This window comes from Pseudoduganella ginsengisoli (assembly GCF_009720865.1).
In the GTDB taxonomy this organism is placed as follows: domain Bacteria; phylum Pseudomonadota; class Gammaproteobacteria; order Burkholderiales; family Burkholderiaceae_D; genus Rugamonas; species Rugamonas ginsengisoli.
The window spans coordinates 47,519-64,250 of the sequence record NZ_WNLA01000015.1; the positions used below are offsets into that span (position 1 = coordinate 47,519).

Sequence of the window (16,732 nt, forward strand, 5' to 3'; positions counted from 1 at the left end):
TCCCTTGGTTTAGTTTGAGACATCGCATGCCCTAAGCTGACTTTCGAAAGTGATTACGGACGTGACCAAGGCATTTCTTGCGATCTCTAGCTGAACCTCATTCATACCTTTCAATGCACCTGGAAGCGCGTCCTTGTTGGTATTGAATGCTGAAGGTGTCTTCGTTTGATTCGCTGCATTCTTAAATTCTGATACCGACAAAAGTCCAGATTGCGCAGCGGAAGCATCCTTCATATCCTTCTTCCACTTATCGATTGCAGCGGCTAAGTCCGACAGGGTTGATTTAGTTGGTGAGGCTGCCCTGAGATCACTCTGAAGCTTATCGAGGACAGTTTTCTCTATGTATTCGGACGCGGCAACAGGAATTCGATTGTACAAAGCGATAAATCCAGGATGGGACGCATCTGTGGCCTGGAGCTTCGAATCGATAGTCGCAATATCGTTGGTGGATAGCAAAGCCAGCCGCTCATCGTCGGGCGCGATGTTCGCAATTGAGAGTGCTCCACACTTGGCTCGACTCATCGCATTGCGAAATGCGTTTTGCTGAATATCGAAATGATAATGCCCGCTGATCAAGTCGGATGCAAATGCTGAACCTGCACCAACGTTGCGTGCTTTCTTCCACATGGTGGAGCCATCGTGCAAGAGTTGGGCCGATGCTACCGAAAACAGCACGGACCCATAGAAGAAGATCTCATTCGTAGCAATATTCCAAACTTCCTTATTTTCATAAGTATCTTTTAAGACGTAATACCAGCCATTCATTCGTTTCTTTTCAGAGTCCACAGTGACCTTCAACTGGACTCCGCCAAGACGTTCAACCTCTGCATCGCTTTTACGCGGCATAGTATTGTAGGGGCCATACATTGAGCAACCAGACAACGAGATAGACAAGGCAAGTATTGAAATCGATAGACGCTTCATTGAGTCCCCTTGAAATTGAAATTCCTGCAAGAAACATGCTTGAATGCTATCACAAGGAGAGACGAAAATTCTCGCAAATGCCTTAGCAGTTGAAACGTTGAGCAGCCTGCAATAAATTTCAGTGCCCGGTCTAAGAAATGGCCACTACCACTTCAACTCCTCACGAGGAGCTCGACCTACTACTGCCGTTTTTAGACTGAGCTCGACTTAGACGGTTCGAAATCGACTGCTCTAGACCGTAGCTGATTTGGGGATGTGTGGAGGGTGCGCTGGTCCGTGAGGTTGACGGCATTTGCTGGGGCATTGTACGCATGCCACCAACAATACCGTCGCCACTTCATTGGATCAGCCGGTTTATTTAGCTGACACTGACAGCATCCGCTCCACGTAACGGGCAATCAAATCCACTTCCAGATTGACCTTGCTGCCCACCTTCAAGTGCTTCAAAGTGGTCACGGAAATCGTGTGCGGGATCAGGTTGATGGAAAACTGGCTGACCAGGTCATTGCCCGCCCCGATATCGTTGACGCGGTTGACTGTCAGCGACACGCCGTTGACGACGATGGAACCTTTGAATGCCAGGTATTTCGCCAGGCTTTTCGGCGCTTCGATCACCAGTTCCCACGATTCGCCGACCGGTTCAAACTTGCGCACCACGCCCAGGCCATCGACGTGGCCGGACACCAGGTGGCCGCCCAGGCGCTCGGCCAGGGTCAGGGCTTTTTCCAGGTTGACTTCATTGAGGCCATCCAGGCCCACCGTGCAATTGAGGCTTTCGCGCGACACGTCGACTTTGAACGCCGTATCGGTTTTCTCAATCACCGTCATGCACGCGCCATTCAATGCAATCGAATCGCCCAGTGCGACATCGGCCAGCGGCAGGCCGCCCGCATCCACGGACAGGCGCACGCCTGCGTCGAGGCCGCCTTCCAGCGGCTGGACTTCAGTGATTTTGCCGACTGCGGCAACGATACCAGTAAACATAGCGGGGTCTTTCGAATTAAGAAGTAAATCGTGCAAGGATACGCAAATCGGCGCCGATTTGCTTTACCTCGTGGAATTTTAAAGAATGTTTGCCGGACAGCTCGGTCAGCGCCGGCAGCGCAAACATGCCTTGCGCATCGCCCAGCAATGCCGGGGCCAGGTAGACCAGCAATTCATCAACGCAGCCTTCGCGGATCAGCGATCCATTGAGCTTGCCGCCCGCCTCCACGTGCAATTCATTGATTTGGCGGCGCCCCAGTTCACGCATCAATTCCGGCAAATCGACTTTGCCATGCGGGTTCGGCAGCGTAATCATTTCCGCGCCCACGCCGCGCAGCGCCGCTTCCTTGTCCGGATCGTGAATGGCTGCCACGACCCACGTGCCGCCGCCTTGCAGCACCTTGGCCTGCGGGCTGATGTCGAGGCGGCTGTCGACCACGATACGGCGCGGCTGGCGCGGCGTTTCAACGGCGCGCACCGTCAATTGCGGGTCGTCGGCCTTGACGGTGCCAATGCCGGTCAGGATCGCGCACGTGCGGGCGCGCCATGCGTGGCCGTCGGCGCGCGCTTCCGGGCCGGTGATCCACTGGCTCTGGCCATTGTGCAGCGCTGTCATGCCATCAAGGCTGGCGGCGGTTTTCATGCGCACCCATGGCAAGCCGCGCGTCATGCGGGAAAAGAAACCGATGTTCATTTCATAGGCTTCATCCGCCATCAGGCCGGTCGCGGTTTCAATGCCGGCCGCCGCCAGTTTCGCCATGCCCTGCCCCGCTACCAGCGGATTCGGGTCTTCCATGGCCGCTACCACGCGGCCCAGCCCTGCGCGCACCAGCGCGTCGGAACAGGGCGGCGTGCGGCCGTGGTGGTTGCACGGCTCTAACGTCACGTACGCGGTGGCGCCGCGCACGTCGTGGCCGCGCGCCTGCGCATCTTTCATGGCCTGGATTTCCGCATGGTCCTGCCCTGCTGGCTGCGTCACGCCCGCGCCAATGACTTTGCCATCCTTGACGATGACGCAACCGATGCGAGGGTTGGGCGACGTCGTATATAAACCCTTCGCCGCCCATTCCAGGGCTAGTTTCATGCCATCGGCGTCGTTAGTGATGTCCACGTTGTTCCTTTATCCGGTGCAGGTACTGCCTTCTTTCCTGGGGTCGCATACGCGGGCGCGGCCCAGCATGTTAATCCGTACCAGATATTGCTGTTCGCCCGCTTCCATCGTCAGCGTCCCCCAGCGGGCCGTCTGGCTTTTATCTGCGCGGCAACTGCGCCCCGCTGAATTATATGCAATATAGCGCTGGGCAGTACTGCCCGTGAATTGCATGCGGATATGGATGCCATCAGCCAATGCGCCTTGCTCGATGATGGTTTCATCGCCCGGCCCTGGCCGGCCATCGCCATCGTAGTCGGCAAACACGGTCCAGCCCTGTTCCCAGCCGCCCGCATGGGGCGCCACCACCACGACGCTGCCCCGTGCAATGGCCAGAGAGCGGGCCAGATCCAGCGCCGCGTGCAAGTCCGTCACGGCGGTACGCAATTGCTGCCGCTGCAACAACTTGTGCCCGGCAGGCAGGGCGCCGCACAGCAGGATGGCGGCGATGGCCAGTGCGATCAGCATTTCCAGCAAGGTGCGGCCCTGTTGGCGGGTCATGGCTACCTCCAGCATTTCAGCGAAGGGCCGGTTGCCAGGCGCAACCCGGTACTGGTCAAGATCAGCGTTTCGCATGCTTTATCATGAAAGGTGCGGTCCACGCGCTCCGTGCCCGGCTTGGCCATCAATTGCACGCAATTGCGCAGTGTTTCGCCGTCGCACGCCTTGCCTTCCAGCTCGTAGCCGCTGGATGCCGCGCTGGCGCCGGACCACCAGTTGAACGCGCGGGCATCGTCATCCTTCGCATCCGCATCAAACGCAATATAGCTGCCATGGCTGCTGTAATAGCGTTCCTGCTGCTGCATCAGCAATTGCAGCGCGGCTTGCCCTTCCATCCGCCGCGCCCGCACAGCGAACTCGGTATAGGCTGGATAAGCCGCGGCAGACAGGATCAGTGCCAGCACCAGCACGATCATCAATTCAATCAGCGTGAAACCGTTATGGGTACGCACGGCCCGGCTCCTATGGCTTCAACGCGCGCCGTAATTCACGGTAGTTGTCCACTTCACGCCAGGCCACACGGTTAACTTTCGGCGTACCGCCGATTCGCACGACACTTTGCAGCACCACTTCCATACCTTCGCGCGCACCAAATCCGACCGCCGTCACGCGATATACATGCGCTGTTCCGCCAGGCGCACCGCCAGGGGGCGGCGGCAACTGTTCGATAACAAAGCGCGGCTTGCGGAAGGGCAAAAACCCATCGCCCGTTTCCATTTCCGCCCCCGTATAGCGGCCAAACGCCGCCGAGTGCGATGCGGCGCCATCGTCAGCCATATCCACTTGCAGCCATGCCGGCGTCTCGCCTGCAAGCGGCTTGCACAAGCCCTGGTCCGGTGCCGACAAGCCATCGCCACATCCGTCCACGTAGCCTTCGCCCGCCGCCAGTAAAGCGTTGCGCGCCGCATCGGTACTGCCACCGGCCAATTCACGCTCGGCATCGGCCAGTGCATCTTCCGCTGCCTGCATGGCGATGTCGCGGTCCCGCACAGCGCGTGCGGACCGCTCGCCCTGAATGGCAACGCGCGCGCCGGATAGCCCCATCAACAACAGCATCACCATGACCAGCAACGCCGCCATCAGCACCATGCCTTGGGCAGGCCCAACCAGGACTGCCGCTTTGACGATACCCATCATGCACCTCCTCAGTTGCGAACCAAGACCGTGGCGCCAACCACGCGCCGCACCCGTTGCCGCTGCACTGCCGGCAACGCCCCTTCATCAATGAACACACCCGTATCGCGCCCGCCCGCGATGGCGGTGTAGCCGTGGCCAAACAGGTGGTGTACCAAGGGCCTGGCGCCAGGATTGGAGCCCGGCTCGCCATGCATCAGCAGCGCGATGCGCACACTGGCCACACGGCGCCAGCCTGCGCCGCCAACATCGAGCGCGTCGACTTGCGTGGCATTGAGATAGCGGTTCGGCACCCCGTCCGCAGGATCGTCGGTATCAATGCCATATAAGACCTGCAGTGCATCGACGCCGCGTACCAATGCGTCTGCGCTCCAGCCGTCATGGCCCTTGTATTTGCAGCGCAATTCACCGTCGCCATCGGGGCCTGCCGCCACGTAGAAAATGCTCCATCCATCGTCACTGCCGCCAATGGCAAAGCCCGCGCAATCAGTCACAGTGCCGTCGCCGTCGCCGCTGCCTGCGCCGGCAAAGCGCACGGCCAGCACGTCGCTGCCATTGAGCGCGGCAGGCCACGGGCCATCGATGCCATGGCGCTCCTTTGCCACCCCAACGGCATCGATGCCGCGTATTGCAGTGATGCCTGCTGCAGCCGCATCCGGCCCGCGATAGCCGGCCTGGCGTACGGCGCGCACCATGATGGCCAGCGCCTGCCTGCCGCTGTCATCGAGCCGTGCACCGCTCTCGTTGCGCTGATACGCCGCATGGGCGCCCACCAGCATGGCCGAGGCGGCCAAGGCCAGCACCGTGCCGATGGCCAGCGACAGCATCATTTCCGGCAGCCCAAAGCCCCAGCTACGCCGCCGCACAGGCTGCATGGCGCACTTCATGGCGCCAGCCCCGCCATCGCCAGCGCGACGCCAGGGACATATTCGCCGCCATCGGTATCGGCCCGCCCATCCGGCAAGCGCCCGCGCCAGCCTATCTTGATGACGAGCGGCGCATCCGCTCCGCCATCGCATGGCCACCGCAAGCGCCTGCCCAGCCACATATGGCGGTCGCGGCAAATCCGCACGCGCCCTGACGGCAGCGCCTGCGCCACTTGCTGTTTCAATTCAACGAGGTCAGCATGCGCCAGCTGCGCGCTGTCGCAAGGGGAAGGTCCGCAGGCAAAGGAAGGATCGGGCGCAGGTTCACGCAGCACGTCATAATCAAAGCCGGCATATACGGCGTCAGCCTGCGCCGCATTGGCCCGCACGCGCCCGGCAAAGTCAGCTGCGATCCGCGATGCGGACGACAGCCATTGCGACTCTTGCCGCACGCGCTGCGCCGTCAATTGCATGGCGCCCGCGCCCAGCACGCCCAATGCCAGTACCACCAGCGCCACCAGGACTTCCAGCAGCGTAAATCCTTGCCGGGTATGCATAAGCCGCCTCCACGCCGAGTCCGAAGAACCCGACGTTACGCGCCAAGGCGCAGCGCGGCATGAGGAAGGTCAAGGCCGGACTGAACCGGCCAGACAAATCGGAGGGTACTTTGCCCGGCTCAATGGCAGCGCAAATAGATATGTGATCAGGAAAGATTGGCCGGCGGCGTGTCGTGCCCGGCTTCTTCGATAGCATCCTGGAACTCGGCCAGGCATTCAAAATTCTTGTAGACGGAAGCGAAGCGGATGTACGCGACCGTATCGAGGCGCTTCAATTGCTGCATCACCAGTTCGCCAATCGCGTGCGAATCAATTTCACGCTGGCCGGACGTCAACAGCTTTTCTTCAATCGCCAGCACCGCATGATCGACAGCTTCCGCCGACACGGGGCGCTTGCGCAAGGCCAGCGCCAGGCTGCTGCGCAATTTGGTGGCCGAATACTCGGCACGGCTGCCGTTTTTCTTGACCACATAAGGCATCGTTAATTCGATGCGTTCATACGTCGTAAAGCGCTTGTCGCACTTGCCGCAGCGCCGGCGGCGGCGGATCGCATCGCCCTCTTCCGACATGCGCGTGTCGAGGACGTGGATTTCTTCATGCTGACAAAACGGGCATTTCATTTAGGCAAGTGACCTTTTATAAGATGAAGTACCTGACACCGGGGTATCAGGCACTTTGAAGCAAAAGAGCGCCGGCCCCCTTGAGGACCGGCGCTCCGATGTTACCAAAGCCGGCGATTATGCGTAAACCGGGAATGCGTCAGCCAGTACTTTTACGGAGGCTTTCACGCGCTCGATGGTGGCGGCGTCGTGCGGGTTGTCCAGCACGTCGGCGATCAGGTTGGCAACCTGCTCAGCCTGCTCTTCCTTGAAGCCGCGGGTCGTCATGGCAGGCGAGCCCAGACGGATACCGGACGTCACGAATGGCTTTTGCGGGTCGTTCGGGATGCCGTTCTTGTTGCAGGTGATGTGCGCGGTGCCCAGGATGGCTTCGGCTTCTTTACCGGTCAGGTTTTTCGGACGCAGATCCACCAGGAACACGTGCGACTCGGTGCCGCCCGATACGATACGCAGGCCGCGCTTGATCAGGGTCTTCGCCATCACGTCAGCGTTTTTCACTACTTGCTTCTGGTACTCAACGAACGATGGCTGCAGCGCTTCCTGGAAAGCCACGGCTTTACCAGCAATCACGTGCATCAGCGGGCCGCCCTGGATGCCAGGGAAGATCGCCGAGTTGATGATTTTTTCGTGTTCGGCTTTCATCAGGATGATGCCGCCGCGTGGGCCGCGCAGCGATTTGTGCGTGGTCGACGTGACGAAGTCAGCGTGAGGAACCGGGTTCGGGTACAGGCCGGCGGCGATCAGGCCGGCGTAGTGGGCCATGTCCACCATGAAGTACGCGCCAACGGCTTTCGCGACAGCAGCGAAGCGCTCGAAGTCGATTTTCTTCGAGAAGGCCGATGCGCCGGCGATGATCAGCTTAGGCTTGTGCTCTTTGGCCAGCGCTTCCATGGCTGCGTAATCGATGTCTTCTTCCGCGGTCAGGCCATACGACACAACGTTGAACCATTTGCCGGACATGTTCAGCGGCATGCCGTGGGTCAGGTGGCCGCCTTCTGCCAGCGACATGCCCATGATGGTGTCGCCTGGTTTCAGCACGGCGAAGAACACACCCTGGTTAGCCTGCGAGCCGGAGTTCGGCTGCACGTTCGCCGCTTCCGCGCCGAACAGTTTTTTCACGCGGTCAATCGCCAGTTGCTCCACCACGTCCACGTGTTCGCAGCCGCCGTAGTAGCGCTTGCCTGGGTAGCCTTCAGCGTATTTGTTGGTCAGCTGCGAGCCTTGCGCTTGCATCACGGCCGGGGACGTGTAGTTTTCGGAAGCGATCAGCTCGATGTGGTCGTGCTGGCGCACGTTTTCAGCCTGGATGGCGGCAAACAGTTCCGGGTCGATGCTGGCGAGGGTGTGATCTTTGGCGAACATGAAAAAACTCCGTCGATAAGGATTCGTACAGGTTAAAGATTCGAATGAGGAAAGCCGGAAAAAAACGGGACAGGCAGCCTCGGTTGTGCAATTCCACTTCGGCTGCCCAGGCGAACGGCTATTGAATCTCACGCTTCCCAGTGGATAACCCCACTTTTCACTGCCAATTCACATGAATCGCAGCTTTTCGCCAGTCACGTGAGACGTAAATGGAAGCCCAGATTGTAGGGCAAGACCCGCCACAGGGCAAGGAAACCCATGTCAAGATATCAAGAAGCACGACCGTTCTATGATGGAAAGGGGCTGGTTAGGCTAGAATCTTTGTAATTGAGTTAATTTCGGCACAGTTGCATAGGAATTATGTGCAAAAGCCGCAACATAGAGGAAATGCCCCATGATCGTCTTTATTACCGGCGCCAGCGCCGGCTTCGGCGCCGCAATGGCGCGCGTATTTGCCCGCAATGGCCACAAGGTCATTGTCAGCGCCCGCCGCGTTGACCGCCTGCAGGCGCTCGCTGCTGAACTGGGTTCCAGTGTGCTGCCGATCCAGCTGGACGTCAGCGACAAGGCCGCCATTGCCGGTGCGCTGGCCGCCCTGCCCGCCGAATGGAAGCCGATCGACGTACTGGTCAATAACGCCGGGCTGGCGCTGGGCGTGGGCCCGGCCCACGAAGCGTCGCTGGAAGACTGGGAAACCATGATCGACACGAATTGCAAGGGCCTGGTCGCCGTGACCCGCGCCGTGTTGCCGGACATGGTGCAGCGAGGCGCCGGTACGGTCATCAATATCGGCTCCACCGCAGGCGCTTACCCTTATCCGGGCGGCAACGTATACGGAGCCACCAAAGCGTTCGTCGAACAATTCACGCTGAACTTGCGTGCCGACCTGGTGGGCACCGGTGTGCGCGCAACCAACCTGGCGCCCGGCCTGTGCGGCGGTACCGAGTTTTCCAATGTGCGCCTGAAAGATGATGCGGCAGCCGCGAAAGTCTACGAAGGCACCGTACCGTTGAGCCCGGAAGATATCGCCAACACGGCGTACTGGATCGCCACGTTGCCGCCACACGTGAACATTAACCAGATCGAAATGATGCCGACTTGCCAAGGCTTTTCGCCGTTCACCATTAAGCGCACCTGATATCGGCGCGGATTGCCGCCAGCGGCCGATTCGTCATTCCCGCTCCGCATGGATCCTCGCTTTCGCGAGGCTGACGAGACCATAAGGGTTTTACTTATTTATTCAACAACTTCCTCTATCAGCTGCGAATTGTAGGCTTTACCGGGAAATACGTAAGCGGATGTTACAAGTGTTGGTAATTTGACTCGAATTGGCTTAACTTGGCGCGGTGCAATGCCGCGCCAGTGATTTTCCGTGACTTTTCTCCTTGTTTTGCGCAACCATTTCCGCGATTTCGCGTAGAATGTTGCCCAATCTCACTAGTAGTCAAAATAACATGCCATCAGACTTTTTCTGGAATATCCGTGTCTATTACGAGGACACCGATGCCGGTGGTATTGTCTATTATGCAAACTATCTGAAGTTCTTTGAACGCGCCCGTACTGAATGGCTGCGCGCCATCGGTGTCAACCAGCACCAGTTATTACAAGAACACGACGCCATGTTCGTTGTAAAGAGTGTCAGCGCTGACTATCATGCGCCTGCGAAGCTGGACGATGTACTAAAATTAACGTTAAGAATCGAAAAAATGGGGCGCGCTTCCATCCAGTTCGTGCAGGAAGCGTGGAATGGCGAACAATTGCTCAATACGGCGCGGGTCAAGGTCGGCTGCGTCGATTCCTCCCTGCGTCCACGTGCCGTGCCTGATGCGGTCGCGTCGCTGATGCGCGGCGCTGCTTAGTCAATACCTGATCCGATAATAAATGAACGTCACTCAAGACCTTTCCTTTTTCTCCCTTATCGCCAATGCGCATTTGATCGTGCAATTGATCATGGCGCTGCTGCTGGCAATTTCGCTGATCAGCTGGACCTACATTTTCCGCAAAATGTTTGCCGTCAGCGCCGCGCGCAAGCAAACCAGTGAATTCGAGCGCACCTTCTGGGCCGGCGGCAATTTGCATGCACTGCACCAGAGCGCCGGCAGCAACCGCGAAAACAGCGGCGCGCTGGCGCGCATTTTTGAAGCAGGCATGGGCGAATTCATCAAAGGCAAGGCTGCATTTGCCTCGAGCCGCGAACCGCTGGACGTCGCTTTCGTGCTGGACGGCGCCCGCCGCGCCATGCGCGCCGCGTTCCAGCGTGAAATGGATGCGCTGGACAGCCACCTGGCGTTCCTGGCGTCGGTCGGTTCCGTGTCGCCGTACATCGGCTTGCTGGGCACCGTATGGGGCATCATGAATGCGTTCCGCGGCCTGGCCAACGTCCAGCAGGCAACCCTGGCCGCAGTCGCGCCCGGCATTGCCGAAGCGCTGATCGCCACCGCCATCGGCTTGTTCGCCGCGATTCCTGCGGTGGTCGCGTATAACCGCTTCTCGCACGATATCGACCGCCTGGCCATCCGCTTCGAAAGTTTCGTCGAAGAGTTCTCCAACATCCTGCAGCGCCAGTCGCGCTAAGGATCAAGGAGGCCGCTTATGGGATCTTCGTTCAACAGCAGCATGCGCGGCAGCCGCGGCGGCCGCAAACTGAAGTCGGAAATCAACGTCGTGCCCTACATTGACGTGATGCTGGTGCTGCTCATTATTTTCATGGTGATGCCGTCGGCGGAAAATCCGTCGCAAGTGGAGTTGCCGCAAGCGGAGCGCTCGACCCGCCCGCCGGACAGCTACATCCAGATCGTCATCAAGCCAAACAGCGCCATTTCCATCGGTATTCAGGGCAAGGGCCGTGAAGCGCCGGAAACGGCGCCGAACCGCGATGCCGTGCTGAAGAAGCTGAAAGCAATGCATGAACAGTATCCGGATTATCCTGTCATGATTGCCGGTGACAAGGAAAGCAAGTACGACGACGTGATCCAATTGATTTCCGAGTCGAAGAAGATGGGTATCAACCGCGTGGGATTGGCGACGAAGTAATCGATGGCAGCGAAACCCGCAACAGCAGGCGGCCCCTACCGGGTCCCGAAGGATGAGCATGGCGTACGCTCGCTTGCCATGGCTACGGCCATGCACGCGGGCTTGCTGCTTTTCCTGTGGATCGGTGTGCACTGGCAAAACAACCAGCCGGTCGCGGTGGAAGCGGAAGTGTGGGATATGTCCATCCAGCAGGCCGCCCCGCCGCCGCCGGAACCTGAGCCGGCACCGGAACCTGCGCCAGAGCCGGACGTGGCGCCACCACCGCCGCCTCCGGTAGCCAAGCCAGTGGAAGCCCCGCCGCCGGCGAAGGAACCAGACATCGCGCTGGAAAAGCGCAAGGCCAAGGAAAAGGCTGAGAAGGAACGCAAGGAAGAAGAAAAACGCCTGGCGAAGCTGAAGCAGGAAGAAGAAGAGCGTAAGGAACTCGAGAAGGCCAGGAAACTGGCTGAGAAAAAAGCTGCGGAAGAAAAGAAAAAGCTCGAAGAGAAGAAGCTGGAAGAGAAAAAACTCGCTGAGGAAAAAGCCAAAGAAGAGAAGAAAAAGGAAGCCGAGAAGCTCGCCAAGGCCAAAGCAGAAGAACAGAAGAAGGCAGACAAGCGCCGTGAAGCGGAAATGAAACGCCTGGCCGGCGTGCTCGATGCCACCGGTGTCACGGGCACGGCAGCGAAGTCGACGGCGCCGCGGATTGACGCCGGCTACCAGGCAGCCATCCGCGCCAAGGTACAGAGCAATATTTCGTATTCCGGCGCCAAGCAAGACGTGGAAGCGGTATTCCGCGTCGCGCAATTGCCGACTGGTGAGATCATTTCGGTTCGCAAAGTAAAGAGCAGCGGCAATCCCGCGTACGATGCCGCAGTTGAAAATGCCATCAACAAGTCCAGCCCGCTACCGAGGAAGAAAGACGGCAGCGTGGACCGCGACCTGGAGCTGGTGTTTAACCTTAAAGATTTGCATTGAAGAGCACATGAAGACCCTGCACAAAATCATGCTGTACACCGGCCTGCTGGCCGGGCTGAACGCGCAAGCGCAGCTGCGCGTGGAAATCTCCGGTATCGGCAGCAACCAGATTCCGGTCGCCATCGCCACCTTTGCTGACGAAAACCTGTCGCCGGCCCAGGTATCGGCCATCATCAAGTCGGACCTGGAGCGCAGCGGCGCTTTTAAAATCATCGATGCGGGTGTGATTGCCAATCCCAACGATGTCGATTACAGCCAGTGGAAACAGCGCGGCGCCGACGCGCTGGTGATTGGTTCCGTCCAGGCGCTGGCCAACGGCAGCTTCGACGTACGCTACAAATTGCTCGATACCGTCAAAGGCGCCAAGCTGTCCCAGCTGGACCAGGCCGCCCTGCCCCAGCACTCGCGCCTGGCGGCGCACAAGATTGCCGACGACGTGTATGAAAAGCTGACCGGGGTAAAAGGCGCGTTTGCCACCCGCATCGCATACGTCAAGCAAATGGGCCGCTCGTACCGCCTGGAAGTGGCGGACGCGGACGGCGAAGGCGTGCAGCTGGCGCTGGGCTCAAACGAGCCGATCATTTCGCCGGCCTGGTCGCCGGACGGCACCAAGGTGGCGTACGTATCGTTTGAACAGAAGAAGCCGGTCGTGTACGTGCACAACCTGGTGACGGGCCAGCGCAAAGTCGTGGCCAATGAAAAAGGCAGCAACTCGGCGCCGGCCTGGTCGCCGGACGGCAGCAAGATCGCCGTGGCGCTGTCGAAAGACGGGCACACGCAAGTATATGTCGTCAACGCCGATGGCACCGGCTTGCGCCGCGTCTCGAACAGCGCGGGCATCGACACGGAACCGCAATTCTCGGCCGATGGCCAGCATATTTACTTCACCAGCGACCGCAGCGGCGGCCCGCAAATCTATCGCATGGCTGCCGGCGGCGGCGATGCGCAGCGGGTCACGTTTGGCGGCAGCTACAATATCAGCCCGCGCATTTCTTCCGATGGAAAGACGCTGGCATACATCTCCCGGCGCGATGGCAATTTCCAGCTGTATGTACTGGATCTCGCCACCGGCCAGGAACAACGCCTCTCCGACACTACCAGCGACGAATCGCCTTCGTTCGCACCCAACGGCAAATTCTTGCTGTATGCGACCGAATCCGGCCGCACGAAGTCGCTGGCGGTAGTGTCGGTGGATGGCCGCGTTAAGCAACGCTTGACCGTTCAAGCGGGCAATATCAAGGAGCCCACCTGGGGTCCTTTCATGAAGTGAAGAAGCAGTACCTTATCAACGACCAGGAGAATTACAAATGCGTAACGTGAAAAACGTAGCAGTCCTTATTGCCAGTGCCACGCTGTTGGCTGCCTGCGGTTCGAACCAGGTGAAAGTGGCTGAGCCAGCCCCGGTGGTAGAAAAACCAGTTGAAAAACCAGCACCAGTTGCGGACAACCGCGCTGTGGCTCCGGTTGAAACCAAATCGATCGACCCACTGGACGATCCAAAAGGCGTGCTGGCAAACCGCTCGGTTTATTTCGACTTCGACAGCTACGTGGTACGTGAAGACGGCAAGCCAGTGGTACAAAACCACTCCGGCTACCTGACCAAAAACAAGCAGCGCAACATCCTGATCCAAGGTAACACCGACGAACGCGGCGGCGCAGAATACAACCTGGCACTGGGCCAGAAGCGTGCTGAAGCTGTGCGCAAGGCCATGACCGCCCTGGGCGTGTCGGAAAGCCAGATCGAAGCCGTTTCGCTGGGCAAGGAAAAACCAAAGGCTGAAGGCCACAACGAAGAAGCATGGTCGCAAAACCGCCGTGCGGACATCGTCTACAAGTAATCCAGACGTTGTAGCAGCAAGCATGGGCTACACCCGGGGCGGCGCGCAGTTTATACTGCGCCCTGCCCCGTTTCTTTTTGAAAGCGCTTAAGAATGACGACATTGACCAAATCCGGCCTGGCCGCCGCAGTGCTGGCCGCATTCACGTACCTGCCATTGCAGGCCAATGCGGCGCTGTTTGACGATGACGAAGCCCGCAAGGCCATCCTCGATTTGCGCGCCAAAGTGGAAGCCATGCGTACCGAATTGAGCGGACGCATCGACAACAAGACCGACAAGAGCAGCACGCTGGACCTGGTTAACACGCAAGAGCAAACCATGGCGGAAATCGCCAAGCTGCGCGGCCAGATTGAAGTGCTGGCCAACGAACTGTCCAACGTACAAAAACGCCAGAAGGATTTGTACATCGACCTGGACGCCCGCATCCGCAAGCTGGAACCCAAGACCGTGACGGTGGAAGGTAAACAGGGCACCGTGGACCCGACCGAACAAAAAGCGTATGACGCGGCCGTGCTGCTGCTGAAAGGCGGCGACTACAAGAACGCCGCGCTGGCGCTGGGCGACTTCGTGCGCATGTATCCGGAATCGATTTACGCGGCCAACGCCCAGTACTTCCTGGGTAACACGTACTACGTGCAAAAGGATTGCAAGGGCGCGATCCTGGCGCAGCAACTGGTCGTGAAGAATTACCCGGACAGCCCGCGCGCTGCCGACGCCATGCTGAACATTGCCACCTGCCAGACGGAACTGAAAGCCGTGGCCAATGCGAAGAAAACACTGACGGACTTGATCAGCAAGTACCCGGACACGCCGCAGGCGCAAGAGGCGCGCGACCGCTTGAAGGGCAAATAATGGGTTGGCGGCCCAATTAAATGCTCCTGGGCATTTGACAGAGCCGCCAAGCTTGCCTATAATCTTGCTTCTTTCGACGGGTCGTTAGCTCAGCTGGTAGAGCAGCGGACTTTTAATCCGTTGGTCGCAGGTTCGAATCCCGCACGGCCTACCATTCGAAAGATGCTTGAAAAGTTCACCTTGGGTCGTTAGCTCAGCTGGTAGAGCAGCGGACTTTTAATCCGTTGGTCGCAGGTTCGAATCCCGCACGGCCTACCAAGATTCATAAAAAACGCCAACCTTTGCGGGTTGGCGTTTTTGTTTTCTGGTCCGTGTCTGGTCCCTGCAAATTCCTTCCCAACTTCCTCATTCATTTTAGAGATCACTGGAGAGCAGAAATAGACCGAAGCGGGAGACTCGAACTATTTCACCTACAAGCGCTCTCTTACTCCTTTTTTTCTGCCGATTTAAGGTCCGCGCGATTCAGGCGCTTGCGCTCTATCTCCGCGATATAGTTGGCTAAAAACAGCCTGAATCTCGGATTGAAAATATCACTGTGTCCGTCTATGATTGCCGGATCAACAGCGGAAACCAATACGGGACTATACAATATCTCCGAAACCCCTGGCCTCGGCTTCATCAGCGCATTTCCCATTATCACGCGCCCAGACAGATCCTCCCTCTTCAAGCAATCGGAATCATCACCGCACAGAGTTTCGTTGGCGCCATCTGGAGCTTTCTCAAGCACGTGCGTTACCTGCGGCTCATAGTCGCCCAATGCCTTATTAAAGAGTTCAGCCTGCTCAGTAGTACGGAACAACGGCCGGAATGGCCGGGTTACCCATCTCGACATCGGAAAGATAACTGAACGGGCTCGGTCCGTCTCGCTGGAAAAAACAATCAAAACGGGATCTTGTCGGTCATCGTATTTACGCGAACGGTACAAGCGATGAAAACGCTGGAACTGATACGCTTCAATCGCTGGATTCACCAACAGGACGATATCGCCAATGCTCTGAACGGGCGGCGGTACGAGGAGCGGTTGACTCTCAGCCCCGATACCTGTTCCGGCAAAGGCATCAGTATTTTGTATCAATCCATTTTCCAGTGTCTTGGATACCGACTTATAAAGCACCTGTGCACCAAGACTATGGCCAATGGACACTAATCCCATAAAATGATTGGGTGAATCCTTTTGCCGTGTTTGATAAATCAGCTGCAGTCTGGCAATAAACTCACTCACATCCCCTTCGCCAACTCGCTCGGCTCCTGGCTTGCGATCCCATATCGTCAGGTAATCAAGCGCCGATGGCAATGACTCCCCTCGCCAGCCGACATAGACACCAATAATTTTTACCTCATCCTTCTTGTCGGGATACCATGTCTTAAAGATTTTCGATAACTCATTCAACGATGCCTGAAAGTGCTCCAGGTTGGCATCATCGGGGGCAGCATTATGGTGCCAGCCGTGAATAAACAGGACTACTACCGTATTCGCCTCTTGAGATTGCTTGTCGACGAAAGCCAATGTGTCGCGGGCATGCGCCGTAGACCACATAGATCCAAAGTCATCGGACTGGACTACTCGAAGCGATACGTTTTCAGCTTGCACTGCCGTTTCAACACCTCCAACATTAAATTCACGATGACCGTAACTGCAGCCGGAAAAGATTGAAGCCGCCAACAACGCCGTCGCGAGCCGAAATATTGTCTTGCTCCATACGCGATCATTTTTCATGGGGGAATCCTTCGCTTTTTTATACTCACACATTAGTCTTTCGTAGGAATGCTCCTGCACGATAGCGAAAATTTCCAAGAAAAAAGTCGCACATTCTCACAACGTGACATTACAACAACCCTATATCGGGAAATGTGAGCGCCCACAGTCAGCGGCGGCAACACTGCCCAAGCGCTCGTTTGCAATCCCGCACGGCCTACCAAGAATCATCAAGAAAGCCCACGCATTCCGGTGCAT

The 16,732-nt window shown here is 58.0% G+C and carries 19 protein-coding genes, 2 tRNA genes and 1 riboswitch; of the genes, 10 read left to right on the forward strand and 11 right to left on the reverse strand.

Features of this window, described 5'->3' with window-relative positions:
* Window positions 1-9: 9 nt before the first annotated feature.
* The 10 genes from GM668_RS20040 to glyA all read right to left on the reverse strand — a co-directional run bounded on the left by GM668_RS20040 (window position 10) and on the right by glyA (window position 8,098).
* Window positions 10-924, reverse strand: coding sequence for a hypothetical protein (locus tag GM668_RS20040; protein ID WP_155440733.1), 915 nt, complete (start codon window positions 922-924; stop codon window positions 10-12).
* A gap of 354 nt (window positions 925-1,278) precedes the next feature.
* Window positions 1,279-1,908 carry a riboflavin synthase gene (locus tag GM668_RS20045; protein WP_155440734.1) on the reverse strand — a complete coding sequence of 210 codons (630 nt, stop codon included), beginning with the start codon at window positions 1,906-1,908 and terminating at the stop codon, window positions 1,279-1,281.
* 16 nt (window positions 1,909-1,924) lie between these two features.
* Window positions 1,925-3,019, reverse strand: a complete 1,095-nt coding sequence (ribD, locus tag GM668_RS20050) for a bifunctional diaminohydroxyphosphoribosylaminopyrimidine deaminase/5-amino-6-(5-phosphoribosylamino)uracil reductase RibD (protein WP_170305727.1) — start codon at window positions 3,017-3,019, stop codon at window positions 1,925-1,927.
* Between the two features lie 9 nt (window positions 3,020-3,028).
* Window positions 3,029-3,559 (reverse strand): GspH/FimT family pseudopilin, encoded by a 531-nt coding sequence (locus GM668_RS20055; protein WP_155440735.1) that lies wholly within the window; start codon window positions 3,557-3,559, stop codon window positions 3,029-3,031.
* 2 nt (window positions 3,560-3,561) lie between these two features.
* Entirely contained in the window at window positions 3,562-4,011 is a 450-nt protein-coding gene (locus tag GM668_RS20060; protein ID WP_170305728.1) for a type IV pilin protein, read from the reverse strand.
* 10 nt (window positions 4,012-4,021) lie between these two features.
* The gene (locus GM668_RS20065) at window positions 4,022-4,696 is read right to left on the reverse strand and encodes a pilus assembly PilX family protein (protein ID WP_155440736.1); all 675 of its coding nucleotides are present in this window, start codon (window positions 4,694-4,696) and stop codon (window positions 4,022-4,024) included.
* 8 nt (window positions 4,697-4,704) lie between these two features.
* Complete coding sequence (locus GM668_RS20070; protein WP_229499598.1) at window positions 4,705-5,580, reverse strand: PilW family protein; 876 nt, start codon at window positions 5,578-5,580, stop codon at window positions 4,705-4,707.
* Window positions 5,577-6,116 (reverse strand): type IV pilus modification protein PilV, encoded by a 540-nt coding sequence (gene pilV, locus GM668_RS20075; protein WP_155440737.1) that lies wholly within the window; start codon window positions 6,114-6,116, stop codon window positions 5,577-5,579. Before pilV ends, GM668_RS20070 begins: the two co-directional genes overlap by 4 nt.
* Before the next feature lie 146 nt (window positions 6,117-6,262).
* Window positions 6,263-6,736 carry a transcriptional regulator NrdR gene (gene nrdR, locus GM668_RS20080; protein WP_155440738.1) on the reverse strand — a complete coding sequence of 158 codons (474 nt, stop codon included), beginning with the start codon at window positions 6,734-6,736 and terminating at the stop codon, window positions 6,263-6,265.
* 117 nt (window positions 6,737-6,853) lie between these two features.
* Window positions 6,854-8,098 carry a serine hydroxymethyltransferase gene (gene glyA, locus GM668_RS20085; protein WP_155440739.1) on the reverse strand — a complete coding sequence of 415 codons (1,245 nt, stop codon included), beginning with the start codon at window positions 8,096-8,098 and terminating at the stop codon, window positions 6,854-6,856.
* A 97-nt stretch (window positions 8,099-8,195) separates the two neighbouring features.
* Window positions 8,196-8,306: riboswitch (ZMP/ZTP riboswitch) on the reverse strand.
* 186 nt (window positions 8,307-8,492) lie between these two features.
* Between glyA and GM668_RS20090 the strand changes: the two genes are divergently transcribed.
* From GM668_RS20090 to GM668_RS20135, 10 genes are all read left to right on the forward strand, one after another.
* Window positions 8,493-9,236 (forward strand): SDR family NAD(P)-dependent oxidoreductase, encoded by a 744-nt coding sequence (locus GM668_RS20090; RefSeq protein WP_155440740.1) that lies wholly within the window; start codon window positions 8,493-8,495, stop codon window positions 9,234-9,236.
* 316 nt (window positions 9,237-9,552) lie between these two features.
* Window positions 9,553-9,957, forward strand: coding sequence for a tol-pal system-associated acyl-CoA thioesterase (gene ybgC / locus GM668_RS20095; RefSeq protein ID WP_155440741.1), 405 nt, complete (start codon window positions 9,553-9,555; stop codon window positions 9,955-9,957).
* A 22-nt stretch (window positions 9,958-9,979) separates the two neighbouring features.
* Window positions 9,980-10,672 carry a protein TolQ gene (gene tolQ, locus GM668_RS20100; RefSeq protein ID WP_155440742.1) on the forward strand — a complete coding sequence of 231 codons (693 nt, stop codon included), beginning with the start codon at window positions 9,980-9,982 and terminating at the stop codon, window positions 10,670-10,672.
* A gap of 18 nt (window positions 10,673-10,690) precedes the next feature.
* A complete protein-coding gene (locus GM668_RS20105) occupies window positions 10,691-11,131 on the forward strand; it encodes a biopolymer transporter ExbD (protein WP_229499600.1) in 441 nt (146 codons plus the stop codon).
* Window positions 11,132-11,134: 3 nt separating this feature from the next.
* Window positions 11,135-12,088, forward strand: coding sequence for a cell envelope integrity protein TolA (gene tolA, locus GM668_RS20110; RefSeq protein WP_155440743.1), 954 nt, complete (start codon window positions 11,135-11,137; stop codon window positions 12,086-12,088).
* 7 nt (window positions 12,089-12,095) lie between these two features.
* The gene (gene tolB, locus GM668_RS20115; RefSeq protein WP_155440744.1) at window positions 12,096-13,358 is read left to right on the forward strand and encodes a Tol-Pal system beta propeller repeat protein TolB; all 1,263 of its coding nucleotides are present in this window, start codon (window positions 12,096-12,098) and stop codon (window positions 13,356-13,358) included.
* A gap of 37 nt (window positions 13,359-13,395) precedes the next feature.
* A complete protein-coding gene (gene pal / locus GM668_RS20120) occupies window positions 13,396-13,926 on the forward strand; it encodes a peptidoglycan-associated lipoprotein Pal (protein WP_155440745.1) in 531 nt (176 codons plus the stop codon).
* A 93-nt stretch (window positions 13,927-14,019) separates the two neighbouring features.
* A complete protein-coding gene (ybgF, locus tag GM668_RS20125; protein WP_155440746.1) occupies window positions 14,020-14,778 on the forward strand; it encodes a tol-pal system protein YbgF in 759 nt (252 codons plus the stop codon).
* A gap of 78 nt (window positions 14,779-14,856) precedes the next feature.
* Window positions 14,857-14,932, forward strand: a tRNA-Lys gene (locus GM668_RS20130).
* Between the two features lie 28 nt (window positions 14,933-14,960).
* A tRNA-Lys gene (locus GM668_RS20135) sits at window positions 14,961-15,036 on the forward strand.
* Between the two features lie 166 nt (window positions 15,037-15,202).
* Here GM668_RS20135 and GM668_RS20140 read toward each other — a convergent pair.
* Window positions 15,203-16,495: a hypothetical protein gene (locus tag GM668_RS20140; protein ID WP_155440747.1), complete on the reverse strand. Its 1,293-nt coding sequence runs from the start codon at window positions 16,493-16,495 to the stop codon at window positions 15,203-15,205.
* Window positions 16,496-16,732: the final 237 nt, after the last annotated feature.

What these genes read in the sequence shown, in the direction of transcription:
- GM668_RS20070 (WP_229499598.1), bottom strand. Translation starts at nt 5,580, where the DNA reads ATGAAGTGCGCCATGCAGCCTGTGCGGCGGCGTAGCTGGGGCTTTGGG.
- GM668_RS20065 (WP_155440736.1), bottom strand. Translation starts at nt 4,696, where the DNA reads ATGATGGGTATCGTCAAAGCGGCAGTCCTGGTTGGGCCTGCCCAAGGC.
- pal (WP_155440745.1), top strand. Translation starts at nt 13,396, where the DNA reads ATGCGTAACGTGAAAAACGTAGCAGTCCTTATTGCCAGTGCCACGCTG.
- GM668_RS20040 (WP_155440733.1), bottom strand. Translation starts at nt 924, where the DNA reads ATGAAGCGTCTATCGATTTCAATACTTGCCTTGTCTATCTCGTTGTCT.
- GM668_RS20090 (WP_155440740.1), top strand. Translation starts at nt 8,493, where the DNA reads ATGATCGTCTTTATTACCGGCGCCAGCGCCGGCTTCGGCGCCGCAATG.
- nrdR (WP_155440738.1), bottom strand. Translation starts at nt 6,736, where the DNA reads ATGAAATGCCCGTTTTGTCAGCATGAAGAAATCCACGTCCTCGACACG.
- tolB (WP_155440744.1), top strand. Translation starts at nt 12,096, where the DNA reads ATGAAGACCCTGCACAAAATCATGCTGTACACCGGCCTGCTGGCCGGG.
- ybgF (WP_155440746.1), top strand. Translation starts at nt 14,020, where the DNA reads ATGACGACATTGACCAAATCCGGCCTGGCCGCCGCAGTGCTGGCCGCA.
- ybgC (WP_155440741.1), top strand. Translation starts at nt 9,553, where the DNA reads ATGCCATCAGACTTTTTCTGGAATATCCGTGTCTATTACGAGGACACC.
- GM668_RS20140 (WP_155440747.1), bottom strand. Translation starts at nt 16,495, where the DNA reads ATGAAAAATGATCGCGTATGGAGCAAGACAATATTTCGGCTCGCGACG.
- GM668_RS20045 (WP_155440734.1), bottom strand. Translation starts at nt 1,908, where the DNA reads ATGTTTACTGGTATCGTTGCCGCAGTCGGCAAAATCACTGAAGTCCAG.
- tolQ (WP_155440742.1), top strand. Translation starts at nt 9,980, where the DNA reads ATGAACGTCACTCAAGACCTTTCCTTTTTCTCCCTTATCGCCAATGCG.
- tolA (WP_155440743.1), top strand. Translation starts at nt 11,135, where the DNA reads ATGGCAGCGAAACCCGCAACAGCAGGCGGCCCCTACCGGGTCCCGAAG.
- GM668_RS20055 (WP_155440735.1), bottom strand. Translation starts at nt 3,559, where the DNA reads ATGACCCGCCAACAGGGCCGCACCTTGCTGGAAATGCTGATCGCACTG.
- GM668_RS20105 (WP_229499600.1), top strand. Translation starts at nt 10,691, where the DNA reads ATGGGATCTTCGTTCAACAGCAGCATGCGCGGCAGCCGCGGCGGCCGC.
- pilV (WP_155440737.1), bottom strand. Translation starts at nt 6,116, where the DNA reads ATGCATACCCGGCAAGGATTTACGCTGCTGGAAGTCCTGGTGGCGCTG.
- glyA (WP_155440739.1), bottom strand. Translation starts at nt 8,098, where the DNA reads ATGTTCGCCAAAGATCACACCCTCGCCAGCATCGACCCGGAACTGTTT.